This window comes from Micromonospora polyrhachis, assembly GCF_014203835.1.
In the GTDB taxonomy this organism is placed as follows: Bacteria; Actinomycetota; Actinomycetes; order Mycobacteriales; family Micromonosporaceae; genus Micromonospora_H; species Micromonospora_H polyrhachis.
The window spans coordinates 3,057,418-3,069,718 of the sequence record NZ_JACHJW010000001.1; the positions used below are offsets into that span (position 1 = coordinate 3,057,418).

Annotated in this window: 11 protein-coding genes and 1 pseudogene; 4 read left to right on the forward strand and 8 right to left on the reverse strand. The window is 67.4% G+C overall.

Annotated features, from left to right (window positions below; all coding sequences use genetic code 11):
- Positions 1–12 precede the first annotated feature (12 nt).
- Positions 13–1,632 (forward strand): MDR family MFS transporter, encoded by a 1,620-nt coding sequence (locus FHR38_RS13020; RefSeq protein WP_184534917.1) that lies wholly within the window; start codon positions 13–15, stop codon positions 1,630–1,632.
- An 87-nt stretch (positions 1,633–1,719) separates the two neighbouring features.
- Here FHR38_RS13020 and FHR38_RS13025 read toward each other — a convergent pair whose 3' ends face one another.
- Positions 1,720–3,375, reverse strand: coding sequence for a TlrC/CarA/OleB/SrmB family ABC-F type ribosomal protection protein (locus FHR38_RS13025; protein WP_184534918.1), 1,656 nt, complete (start codon positions 3,373–3,375; stop codon positions 1,720–1,722).
- A 187-nt stretch (positions 3,376–3,562) separates the two neighbouring features.
- Here FHR38_RS13025 and FHR38_RS13030 point away from each other — a divergent pair.
- Positions 3,563–3,889 (forward strand): annotated as a pseudogene (locus FHR38_RS13030) (response regulator transcription factor); the annotation flags it as partial.
- 29 nt (positions 3,890–3,918) lie between these two features.
- Here the strand turns inward: FHR38_RS13030 and FHR38_RS13035 are convergent.
- Complete coding sequence (locus FHR38_RS13035; RefSeq protein WP_184534920.1) at positions 3,919–4,656, reverse strand: GbsR/MarR family transcriptional regulator; 738 nt, start codon at positions 4,654–4,656, stop codon at positions 3,919–3,921.
- 221 nt (positions 4,657–4,877) lie between these two features.
- Between FHR38_RS13035 and FHR38_RS13040 the strand changes: the two genes are divergently transcribed.
- Positions 4,878–5,552 (forward strand): DUF4097 family beta strand repeat-containing protein, encoded by a 675-nt coding sequence (locus tag FHR38_RS13040; RefSeq protein ID WP_184534921.1) that lies wholly within the window; start codon positions 4,878–4,880, stop codon positions 5,550–5,552.
- 215 nt (positions 5,553–5,767) lie between these two features.
- Positions 5,768–6,991: a serine hydrolase domain-containing protein gene (locus tag FHR38_RS13045; RefSeq protein ID WP_184534922.1), complete on the forward strand. Its 1,224-nt coding sequence runs from the start codon at positions 5,768–5,770 to the stop codon at positions 6,989–6,991.
- Between the two features lie 151 nt (positions 6,992–7,142).
- On the opposite strand, the gene FHR38_RS13050 is transcribed toward FHR38_RS13045, so the two are convergent.
- From FHR38_RS13050 to FHR38_RS32195, 6 genes are all read right to left on the reverse strand, one after another.
- On the reverse strand, positions 7,143–8,042 hold the full coding sequence (locus FHR38_RS13050) for a 2-hydroxyacid dehydrogenase (RefSeq protein WP_312882087.1): 900 nt from the start codon (positions 8,040–8,042) through the stop codon (positions 7,143–7,145).
- A gap of 111 nt (positions 8,043–8,153) precedes the next feature.
- Positions 8,154–9,260 carry an oxidoreductase gene (locus tag FHR38_RS13055; protein WP_184534924.1) on the reverse strand — a complete coding sequence of 369 codons (1,107 nt, stop codon included), beginning with the start codon at positions 9,258–9,260 and terminating at the stop codon, positions 8,154–8,156.
- Between the two features lie 58 nt (positions 9,261–9,318).
- Positions 9,319–9,702: a MerR family transcriptional regulator gene (locus tag FHR38_RS13060; RefSeq protein ID WP_184534925.1), complete on the reverse strand. Its 384-nt coding sequence runs from the start codon at positions 9,700–9,702 to the stop codon at positions 9,319–9,321.
- Between the two features lie 153 nt (positions 9,703–9,855).
- A complete protein-coding gene (locus tag FHR38_RS13065) occupies positions 9,856–10,245 on the reverse strand; it encodes a fluoride efflux transporter FluC (protein WP_184534926.1) in 390 nt (129 codons plus the stop codon).
- A 5-nt stretch (positions 10,246–10,250) separates the two neighbouring features.
- Positions 10,251–10,598 (reverse strand): fluoride efflux transporter FluC, encoded by a 348-nt coding sequence (locus tag FHR38_RS13070; RefSeq protein ID WP_281385064.1) that lies wholly within the window; start codon positions 10,596–10,598, stop codon positions 10,251–10,253.
- Positions 10,599–11,479: 881 nt separating this feature from the next.
- On the reverse strand, positions 11,480–11,887 hold the full coding sequence (locus tag FHR38_RS32195) for a hypothetical protein (protein ID WP_246446494.1): 408 nt from the start codon (positions 11,885–11,887) through the stop codon (positions 11,480–11,482).
- Positions 11,888–12,301 lie beyond the last annotated feature (414 nt).

A 12,301-nucleotide genomic window follows, 5' to 3' on the forward strand; every position in this document is an offset into this window, starting at 1 on the left:
GGAAGAAAACACATGACGGCCACCGCCGCGCCACCAGAACCCGCCGACGCCGCAACCGCGTCCGGCCCGATGTCCCGCAAGGAGGTCCTCCAGGCCCTCTCCGGCCTGATGGTCGGCATGTTCGTGTCGATCCTGGCCTCCACGGTGGTGGCCAACGCGCTGCCCCGGATCATCGCCGACCTCAACGGCAGCCAGTCCGTCTACACCTGGATCGTCACCAGCGAACTGCTGGCCATGACCGCCACCGTCCCGATCTGGGGCAAGATGGCCGACCTGTTCAGCAAGAAACTGCTCATCCAGCTCTCGCTCGGCCTGTTCGTCGTCGGCTCGCTGATCGCCGGGCTCACCCCGAACGTGGAGATCCTGCTGGTCAGCCGGGTCGTCCAGGGCATCGGTGCGGGCGGCATGACGGCCCTGGCCATGATCGTGATGGCCGCGATGATCCCACCACGCGAACTGGGCCGCTACGCCGGCATCTTCGGTGCGGTCTTCGGTGTCGGCACCATCGCCGGCCCGCTGATCGGCGGCGTGCTCGTCGACACCTCCTGGTTGGGCTGGCGCTGGTGCTTCCTGATCGGCGTGCCGTTCACCCTGCTCGCGATCGTGCTGCTGCAACGCACCCTGCACCTGCCGGTGGTGAAGCGGAAGGTGAGCATCGACTGGCTCGGCGCCCTGCTGATCACCACGGGTGTCTCCACCCTGCTGATCTGGTCCTCGATGGCGGGGAACAAGTTCGCCTGGGCGTCCTGGTGGACCGCCGGCCTGGTCGCCGGGGGTCTGATCCTGCTCGTCCTGGCCGTGCTGGTGGAGTCCCGCGCCGCCGAGCCGATCATCCCGCTCGACATCTTCCGCAACCGCACCGTCTCGCTGGCCACCCTCGCCAGCATCCTGGTCGGTGTGGCGATGTTCGGCGGCACCGTCTTCCTGTCCCAGTACTTCCAGATCTCCCTGGGTAAGACGCCCACCGTCGCCGGCCTGATGAGCCTGCCGATGGTCTTCGGTCTGCTGATCTCCTCGACGGTGGCCGGTCAGCTGATCAGCAAGTTCGGCCGCTGGAAGATCTTCCTGGTCGCCGGTGGCGTGATCATGACGATCGGCATGCTCCTGCTCGGCACCATCGACGCACAGACCAACATCGTGCTCCTGTCGATCTACATGGCGGTCCTCGGTGTCGGCGTCGGCATGCTCATGCAGAACCTGGTACTGGCCGCCCAGAACGACGTACCCGCCCACGAACTCGGTGCGGTCACCTCGGTCACGACGTTCTTCCGCAGCATGGGCGGTGCCATCGGGGTCAGCGCGCTGGGCGCGGTGCTGGCCAACCGGGTGACCACCCTGATGACCGAGAAGCTCGGCCCGATGGCCCAGGGCGGCGCGGAGGGCGGCGGCGAGGCCAAGGTCCCGGACCTGACCACCCTGACCGGCCCGCTCCTGAAGATCGTGCAGGACGTGTACGGCACCGTCACCGCCGAACTCTTCCTCATCGGTACGCCGTTCGCCGTCCTGGCGCTGATCGCGGTGCTCTTCATCAAGGAGAAGCCGCTGCTCACCACCAGCGGATCCGAGCGGCTCGCCCAGGAGGAAGCGGCAGCCGAGACGGCTGCCGTCGCCGGACCGGTGGCGAAACACTGACCGCATCAGGCGTACGCCTGGAATAAGCAAGCCGGTGTGCCGGTGGGACATTCGCTGTCCCACCGGCACACCGGCTTCTACTGTCTGCTAGACCGCTTGCAACTGCGACACCCGGCTATTCGTAAGCGCGAGAACCGGGCCGGTGAAGGTGGCACGTAGCCGGCGGTCGTGTGTGACGAGCACCAGTGCGCCCCGATAGTCCGCCAGTGCCTGTTCCAGTTCCTCGACCAGCGCGGGTGACAGGTGGTTGGTCGGCTCGTCGAGGAGCAGCAGGTCCGTGGGTTCGCAGACCAACCGGGCCAGATCGAGCCGACGCCGCTGGCCGACGGAGAGCGTACGGACTGGTTTGCCGAGGTCGGCAGCGCGGAAGAGCCCCAGGCCGAGCAACGTGTCGGCGTACTCGTCCGGGACTCCCGGACGCCCTGCGGCGAAGGCCGCCAGGACAGTACGCCGATCGTCCACCCCGGACCGGATCCCCTGACGCAGCCAACCGACCCGTCCCGTCCGATGGACCGCGCCGGAGTCGGGGGCGAGGTCACCGGCCAGGACCCGGAGCAGGGTGGTCTTGCCCGCACCGTTGGGACCGGTGACGAGCAGCCGCTGGCCGGGCTCTATCCGTAGCGCTGGCACGTGTAGTCGACCGACCACCCGTACCTCGGTCAGTTCGGCGACCGGACCGCTGTCTCCGGTCACCTCGCTGGTGATGCGGGCGGTGAAGCTCAGCGGTCGGGGTGGCGGTGGCACCGGATCGGTAGTGAGTCGCTGCAACCGTTCCTGGGCGTTACGAATCCGGCTCATCGCCCCGTGTGTCCGGGACCTGGCCCGGAACGCACCTGCGCCGCTGAAGCCGCGCGGGAGCTTACGCGGGATGGCCGTCAACCGGACGCTGTTGGATTCGGCCAGTACGGACTGCCGCGCCACGTCGGCGCGCCACTGCTCGTACTCCTGGGTCCACCGTGCCCGCGCCGCAGCCTTGGCGGCCAGGTAGCCGGTGTAGCCGTTGCCGTACCGGTGTACGGCGTGCAGGTCGTGGTCGACCTCCAGGATCGTCGTGGTCACCCGGTCGAGAAACGCCCGGTCGTGCGTGACCGCGACCATCGTCCCCTGGTGGCGCCGCAGATATTCCTCCAGCCAGTCGATCGCCGCATCGTCGAGATCGTTGGTGGGTTCGTCCAGCAGCAGCAGTTCCGGTGCGGCGGCCAGGGTCGCGGCCAACGCCAGCCGGGACCGCTGCCCGCCCGACAGCGTGCCGAGCGGCCGGTCCCGATCGAGGCCGGGTTGTCCCAGTCCGTGCAGCGCGATCTCCACCCGGGCGTCGGCCAGGTAACCGTCGCGTGCCTCGAACTCGGCGACCAGCCGGGCGTATTCGGCCAAGCCGTCGGCAGTGGCGTCGGCCAGCCCGGCCTCGGCGTGCCGGATCTGCTGCTCCAGGTTGCGTATGTCGGCCAGTGCGAGATCGATGGCATCACCCACGATCGCGTGGTCGGGTAGGTCCAGGGACTGGGCCAGGTAGCCGACGCCGCCGGGCGCGACGACGGTCACCGACCCGTTGTCGGGGCGATCCCGGCCGGCGAGCAGCCGCAGCAGGGTCGACTTTCCGGAACCGTTGTCCCCGATCACCCCGACCTTCTCGCCGGGCCTGATGGTGAGCGAGACCCGGTCGAGCAGGACATTGTCGTCGTATCGCTTGGTCACATCGGACAGGGCCAGTTGCGCCTCAGGCGCGGAATGACCGGTACGCATAAGGTGTCCTCCGCTCAGTCGGGGTACAACCCAACAGGGTGACTTCCATCGATATATCTCCTGTTGCTCATAGGGCCGCCGACGCCCGGCCACCACCAGATTCTCTCCGCCCCGGCCGCCGATCGCCGCTTTTCGCCACTCGACCCTGCCTAGCATGGTCCGGCAAGGCCACCACCTGCTCCAGTGGGAGCGGGTGGTCGATATCGACGACTTCGTTGACGCGCTCACCCGGGTCGCCAACGGTGGGACCGCGTTGGACCCCGAGGTGGTGACCCAACTGTTCGGCACCGGACGCCGCAACGACGGCATCGCCACGCTCACCCCACGGGAACGGGAAGTGCTGGCGCTGATGGCCGAAGGACGGACCAACGCGGCCATCGCGAAGTCCTTCGTGGTCACCGAGCGCGCCGTCGAGAAGCACATCGCCAACATCTTCGCGAAGCTCCGACTACCCGCCTCCGACACCGACCATCGCCGGGTGCTCGCCGTACTCCGTTATCTGGAAGGCCGCTGACCCGACGGCTGCCTATCCGCGAGCTGAACTCAGTCTGGCACCACCCCCGTGGCCGCTCCGGGTTTCGTGTGCAGGACTTCGCGGGCCTGCTCGGCGGCACGGGTGGTGCTCTCGTTGACGAAGTCGAGGAAGCGGGCGACGTTCTCGAGGCGGGCACCGGCCGGGGTGTCGGGACCAAGGATGCCGACGCCCTGCCGGGAGGCATGGACGATCTGGGCGAGAGCCTTGGCACTGGCCATCATCGACTGATACCAGACGTCGTCGTCAACGATGTAGTGATCGCGGCGACGTTGGTCGCGTTCCCGGCGGATGAAGCCCTGGCCCTCAAGGAACGTGGTTGCCTTGGAGATGGACGCCGGACTGACCTGGAGACGCGAGGCGAGTTCGGACGCGGTGAGGCTACCCGAGTCGGTGGTATAGAGGCAGACCAACACCCGGGCCTCCATCTTGGGCATCCCTCCTTGCATGGACGCGGTGGCAAACACCTCCTCGTATTCCCGTACGGCCTCGGGGTCGCGTCCGTATGCCTGCGGGGTTGTCTCCGGCCCCCGGGGCGCGGTTTGTCTGCGCCGACGGGTGCGGTGTTCGGTGGCGCGGTGGGCCAGGTCGGCTCGATAGGCGGTGGGACCGCCGTTGCGCATCACCTCACGCGTGATCGTCGAGGTCGGACGGTCGAGGCGCCTGGCGATCTCCGCGTAGGCGAGGCCGTCGGCCACCCCCAGCGCGATTTGCTGGCGTTCCTGTTGGGTGAGTCTGCCTCCGGGCATCGCAACCTCCGTTGTGCATTGATGCCGTCAAGATAGCGTTCACCCTCATCCCATTGCAACAAGCAACACCGCCATTCGTTGCATTGCGCCCCAAGTCGTTGCAACGATTTACCTCTGCTGACCTGCAAAAATGCCACCACTTCGCAACGAACAGCTTGAAGAATCACTGAAGGCAACGTAGCGTTTCCATTGTTCGAAACAACGACTCGCAGGAGAACACGATGCAGAAGTTCGACACCACCGCCCCGATCTCCGCCGTCCTGGACATCCCCGCAGGGCGCATCCGGTTCATCGCCGCCGACCGGGCCGACACCACGGTGGAGATTCTGCCCACCGACGCATCGAAGGGCCGCGACGTGAAGATGGCGGAGCAGACCAAGGTCAAGTACGGCGACGGCGTCCTGCGGATCGAGGCCCCCGCGGTGAAGAACAAAGTCCTCGGCCCTTCTTCCGGATCCGTCGAGGTGACGGTCCAGCTACCCGCTGGCTCCCGGGTCGAGGCAAAGGCCGCCAGCGCCGAATTCCGGGGCGTCGGACGGCTCGGCGACGTCGCCATCGAGGGCGCGCAGGGCTCGGTCAAGCTCGACGAAACTGAAAGCGCCCTTCTCACCCTCCTCGCCGGGGATATCTCGGTGGGCCGCCTGGGCGGCTCTGCGGAAATCAGCACCGCAAAGGGCGACATCCGCATCGCTGAGGCCGTACGCGGCACGGTCGTGCTGCGTACCGAGGCCGGCGAGGTGTCGGTCGGCGCCGCCGCCGGAGTCTCGGCCTCCCTGGACGCCGGCACCTCCTACGGTCGGATCCAGAACTCACTCAAGAACAGCGAAGGTGTCGCCGCCCAGCTCAACATCCAAGCGACCACCTCCTACGGCAACATCGTCGCCCGCAGCCTCTGAAAAGCACGACGCCGACGAGGCACCCCTGCCCCGCCGCGCCCTAACCCCTGCCGCCCGACCAAGCGCCACCTTCCCTACCGCAAGCCTGCTCGCGAGATGCCCAGGGCCCTCGCTTGAGCCTGCTCACCCTCCGCCCCCTGCCGCAATGGCAACCACCGTGGAACCCGCAGAGAAATCACCGTGCCCAAAAGTGGCACCAAGAAAGGACGCCCCAAATGAACACCACCCAGGACTTCCAGGTCGCCACCGCGGCCAGTGTGGCCGTGCCGCAGGCCACTGCCGGGCAGGATCGCCCAGAGCTGCAGAAGGTCATCCAGGACATCGTTGATTCCGGTTTCGTCGGGGTGCAGCTACGCGTGAACGATGAGCGTGGCGAGTGGGTCGGCAGCGCCGGGGCGGCCGAGCTGGGCGGGGACGAGAAGCCGCCGCCGAACGGGCACCATCGGATTGGCAGCAACACCAAGACGTTCATCGCGACTCTCGTGCTGCAACTGGTCGCCGAGGGCAAAATCGGCCTGGACGACCCGGCCGCCAACCACCTACCCGAGTTCGGGCTGGACGAGCGGATCACGGTGCGGATGCTGCTACAGCACACCAGCGGGGTGTTCAACTTCACGGGTGAGTTCTACGAGGACGGGACAGTCGTGCCGGGGATCATCTGGTCCGGCCAGGAGTGGGTGGACAACCGGTTCAAGACCTACCAGCCGGAGGAGCTGGTACGGCTGGCGTTGTCCAAGCCGGCACGGTTCGAGCCGGGCGCGGACTGGAGCTACTCCAACACCAACTACGTCCTGGCCAGGCTGCTGATCGAGAAGGTCACCGGCCGCTCGTACGCCGAGGAGATGCAGCGGCTGATCCTGGAGCCACTCGGGTTGCGGGACACCGTGGCACCGACCACCGAGTCGGAGATCTCCGAGCCGCACGCCCACGCCTACTACCGGTACGAAGAAGAAGGCCAGGAAAAGACGGTCGACGTCACCCAGCAGAACCCGTCCTGGATCTCCAGCGGTGGTGACATGATCTCGACCACCCAGGACCTCCACACGTTCATCTCCGCGCTGATGGCCGGCAAGCTCCTGCCGCCCCCGCTGCTGGCCGAGATGTGCGACCCGCATCCCAAGGTCGGCTACGGGCTGGGGGTGTTCGTGCAGGACACGGGCCCGAACAACGGCGGCACCATCATCACCCACAACGGTGGGATCTCCGGCCACGCGGCTCTGATGTACAGCACGCCCGACGGCAGTAAGACCCTGACCGCCGCGCTCAACTATGTCGACGACGCCACTATGTCCCTGGCAGTGGAATTCCAGAAGGCGACGCAGCGACTCGTCAAGGAGGTGTTCGGCGGTGGGCAAGCCGAGTCGGCGGGCGAGGCAAGCAAGGCCGACGAGGCGGGCGAAACCGACGAGGCGGCCGAGCCAGCTCAGCCTACGAACTAAACAGCGTGAATCCGTACGCGCGGCGATGATGGTCGCCGTCACTGATCAGGCATGAGCAACGGATCGGGCCACGCCGAGTTCGGCGTGCCCCGATCCGTTTGTGCAGCCCGTGGGCCGCGCGGCCTACGCTCGCCCCGACGGAACGCGACAGTTACGGGGCGACGACGACGTTCGCGAGCGGCTCGCCGGCTGCGTACCGCCGGACCTGGTCAACCAGCAGCCGCAGGGCTCGGGGTGCCAACGCGGCGGTCAGGCCACCGGCGTGTGGGCTGATCAGAAGATTCGGCGCGGACCACAGTGGATGGTCGGCGGGCAGCGGCTCGGGCTCTGTGACGTCCAGAGCAGCGTGCAGCCGGCCCGCGTTCAGCTCGGCGAGGAGCGCATCGGTATCCACCACCCGGCCCCGGGCCACGTTCACCAGCAGGGCACCGTCGGCCATCCTGGCGAGGAAATCCTCGTCCACCAGCCCCTCGGTCTCCGGGGTCAGTGGGGTGGCCAGAATAACGACGTCTGCTCGCGGCAGCATCTCCGGAAGTTCGGAGATTGGCTGTACGCCGGGGCGGGCGCTCCGGGCCACCCGGCTGATTTCCACCTCGAACCCGGCGAGCCGGCGCTCGATCGCGGCGCCGATCGAGCCGTACCCGACGATCAGCACCCGGGCGTCCGCCAGCCCGGTCGACCAGGTCGGGGTCCACCGGCTCTCGTTCTTCGCCTGGACGAAGTCCGGCAGCCGGCGCCGGGCGGCAAGGATGAGCGCCACAGTCAGCTCGGCAACGGCCGTATCGTGTACGCCCCGACCGTTGGCCAGGGTCACGCCGGGCCGCAGGTACGGCAGGACATGGTCGTAGCCGGCGGTCAGGGTCTGCACCACTTTGAGCCGGGGCATCCGGGCGATCGGCTCGCAGAAGCGTGGATCGATGATCCCAAACGGAACCGCGTAGAACTCGACATCGTTCAGGTTTGCCGGCACGGGTTGCGTGCCGTCGTACAGCGCGACGTCCAAGTCGCCAAGCTCGGCCAACGCGTCAGGGTGGGAGATCAAGTAGCGCACAAAGACAATCATGCGGGATCCGGCCAAGCTGGGCATCCGGGATTTCTGACGAACCGGTACGGCGGCTACGAGAAAAATCACCCAGGTGACCCACCGCCGGCCGCTAGCAAATCAGTGGTACGTGTCCTCGTGGGACTTCTGGTAGTCGAAAATATCGTCGAGTCGTCCCGCAGCGGTGTGGGTGACCCAGGCGGGGTTGCCCAGCAGGATCCGGCCGAGCGCGACAAGGTCGAACTCGCCGGCCGCCACCCGCTGAACCAGGCCGGAGACGGACTCGGGGCTGCCCGGTCGCAGGAAGTCACGGGTCAAACCGACCGAGCCCACCGTGATCGTGGGCAGTCCGGTGAGCCGCTTGGCCCAGCCGGCAAGGTTCAGTTCGGAGCCGGGGAACGCCGGCTGCCAGAACCGCCGCTGAGACGCGTGCAACGCGCTCGCGCCGGCCTCGGCGAACGCGGTCAGTATCGTGTCCAGCTCAGCGGGGCTCTCCGCGATCCGGGCGTCGAACTGCCGCTCCTTGAACTGCGAGAACCGCACGATCACCGGCCGGTCTGCGGGGAAGTTCGCGCGGACGGCACGCACCACCGCAGCCGGGAACGCCGCCCGCCGTGCCGGTGAGCCGCCGTACGCGTCGGTGCGCCGGTTGGTGAACGGCCACAGGAACTCGTCCAGCAGGTAGCCGTGCGCGGCGTGGATCTCGACCGCGTCGAATCCGGCCCTGGCCGCGACCCGGGCCGCCTCGGCGTACGACTCCAGCAGCTCGTCGATATCCACGACCGTCATCGGATGGCTCGCCGGCCGACCCGGCTCAGGCACCCCCGACGGCGTCCACGACGTCACCCCGTCGACCGGCTCACGCAGGCTGCCCAGGTGCCACAGCTGCGCGGCGATCCGACCGCCGACCGCGTGCACCTCGTCGACCACGTGCCGCCAACTCGCTTCGGCAGCACCCGCGGTCATCCTCGGCACGGTGTCCTCGTGACCGGCGGTGGGATGGTCGACCCAGATCCCCTCGGTGACGATGAGCCCGACGCCGTTCTCGGCCCGACGCCGGTAGTACTGGGCCACTTCGGGGGCGGGCACCCCGCCCGGAGAGTGGAACCGGGTCATCGGTGCCATGACGAACCGGGAGGCCAACGACATACCGGCGAACGTGACCGGTTCGAGCAGCGGTGCCAGTGGCAGTTCGATGTCGGGGTGAAGGGTGAGGTTCGCTGTCATGCCCCGCACGCTAGGACTTGACACCAGCGTCAGAGGCAAGCCCGAAGTGTCACCGGTCTCATCCCACGGCGACGCGAGCGGAGCGCCCTTCGGCCCGTTCGGCGACGGCCATGTCGTCGACGATGCGGTCCAGCGCCGACACCGTACGGGCGAGCTGGGCCATCTCCGCGACGATGCGCTCCCGCTCCGCACACAGCCGATCGGTCAACCACGACGTACGAATGTCCGGGTTCGTCATGCAGGGCAGCAACTCGTACATGCGCTTGCTGCTCAGGCCGGCGTCGAACAGCCGCTGAATCAGAACGACCCGCTCGACCGCCGCCTCCGCGAAGACCCGCTGGCCGCTCGCCGTCCGCGTCGACACGAGCAGCCCCTGTTCCTCGTAGTACCGGATGGACCGCGCGCTCACCCCGGTCCGGGCCGCCAGCTCGCCGATTCGCATCGCGTCCCTCCCCGCCTGACACCTGCTGTGGCCTCGGCTGAAGGCTACGTCGCACAGGAACTCTACGAGCCCATCACCGCTGCACCGGCCGGTCCGGTTGGTTCCGGCGCCTGTGCCGAGCTGCTGCGCCACGCCCGACAGATACGTAAGCAGCTAGATCAGACCGCCGAGCCACAGGCCGAACGCGGCCAGCACAAGGCTCGCGCAGAGGCCGCCGAGCACGTTGAATGCCTGGACGGCGGAGTTCTTGCGCAGCAGTCCCAGCCTCTGAAACTCCTCGGTGGAGAAGGTGGTGTAGGCACCAAGGAAGCCGACTCCGACGACCGCGGCGAAGTCCTGCGCTCCGCCGGAGGCGTTCTTCGCGGCATAGCCGGTGACGATGCCGAGCAGAAAGGCACCGGAGACGTTGATCAGAAATGTGCTCGCCGGAAATGCCCTACTGGCCCCGGTGACCCGCGCCTTCCACCATGGCTTCACCAGCGCGTCAACACCGGCACGGGCCAGCGCCCCGAGCCTGCCCGCCAGGAACACCGCAATGCCCACCCACATCACGATCGCCCGCCCGTCGGCCGCCCCACCCGGAGTTCCGCAAGACGAGCGCCGAGCGCTGCGGTGAACACTCCACCGACGATGCTCGCGACGAGGTAGGCGATGCCCACTCCGGTGCGCTGCGCCCCAATCAGTTGATCGGCCTCGACGATGAAGTGCGACCAGGTGGTGAAGCCGCCGATGACACCGGTCGCGAGAAAGGGCTTACCCCACGGCCCCGGCAGCCGGTGCGCCGCGAGCAGCGCCATCACGGCACCGAGAAGCAAAGGCACCCACCAGGTTGACCACAAAGGTGACCCAGGGAAAGTCCGGTGGCGTGGGTGGGGCAAGGCCGAGCCCCAGGACATACCGCAGGGTGGCACCGATGCCACCGCCGAGGATGATCGCTAGGACTGACATACCCCCATTAACCCACCGAGTTTCTCCGCAACCGCCCAGGTTGGAGAAGGCCTCACCTGTACGGATGCATCAGGTGGCAATCCCCTGACGGAACGAGCGTCACGGCACTACAACGACGATCGCGAGTGGCTCGACAGGTCGACTGCCGTCGTACACCGCGATGCCACAGGCTCCGGATGCATGACGATCCCGTACGGCGGGCCCTCCGTGTGCGGCCGAGTCACTCGGGTACGAAGATGCCGTACCCGAAGTGGCTGAGCTGGCCGAGCAGCAGCGGACCTCGCCTCTGCTCGTCTTCGGACTCCGGAGTGAGACCGAGTCCCGGCGCTCGCATTCCCTCCGCATGCCCGAACAAGATCCCACGCAATACCTGCGAAGCCCGGCCATTGTGAGGAGACTCCGATAATCAGCCGGTAAGGCACCTTGGTGATCTGAGCACCATGGATGTTACGGCGGCCCGGTAACATCCATGGTGCTCAGATCACCTTTGTCGGCAGCGCGGTCCGGTTCACGATTCGAGCTCGCCCGCGCATAGCGAATTGAATCAGCCCGCTTCATGCGCGAGCGAAAACTCAGCGGCCTACTCGTGACGTCGCACTGCAATCTGCTGATGGGATGAGGTGCAGACCGGCGAGGCGTACGAAGATCTCTCGCTTCTCCGTCGCCTGCCCGTGCTGGTCGAGGACGTAGCCGGTAATCCACGCCCAGCCCCGATAGGTGGGCTTGTCGCACACCGAAATGACCCGGAAAGTGAACCCAGGCTGACCGGCAAACTGGGCAGAGGCTCGCCGGTCTATCTTGATCAAAGCTCCCGGTGCCAGCTTGCCGGTCAATCCCGGACCATCGTTGACCAGGCGATAAAACGCTCGCGCAGCTCTTCGGCGGGTACGGTCGTCTCCCCCGCAGCCAAGATCAGCAGCCGGCACAGGTGCACCAACAGGCCCACCGGATCATCGACGTACGCCTCACCCAGCTCGACGCGGGCCGGCGAGCAGGGCCACGGCTGACCGCAGGTGCCACACGACCAGGCGGGACGGACGAGGCGCTGGTGGTTCGTGGCCCGCAGCGACCAGCGGGGCGGCAGGTGTAGCAACTCCCGGGACCACTCGTCGAGCATGCAGCCGTCGGGCTCACACTGCGGGCAGACAGCGTGCAACGTCCATGGCTCGCGGCGGGTGTCGTGCAACAAGCTGGCCTGGCGGGCCAGGGCGTACAGCTCGGAGTCGTCGTCGCTCACCGATAACCTCCCATGCCCGCGACAGCAGGTGCGGCACGCAGTTGCTGCCCAAGGGGCAGCAGGGGTCCGTACAGGATCGTGGTGGGTGCGTCGTCCCACGCCGGACCGAAGAGCAGCAACGGACGGCTCGACTTCCCGCGCCGGCTACGGCCAGGACCGGCAGGACGTATGGCGTCGCGCCGGTGTCTGCCCTGGTAGCCACGCGGGCGGACAGCTCGCCGATGCCGGCTCATCGCAGGTCACCACACATCCGCACCGGCCCAGGCGGATCAGGTGGTTCCTGGCCTTCCTCAAGACGTACGAACAGCGGCCGAGGAATCGGCGGCGTCGGTGGCGGCTCCGGCGACTGGTCCGGCTCGTCGCTGCTGCCTCTGCCTAGCCATCTCGGTCGACGCAAGGCATCTCTCCCTTCTC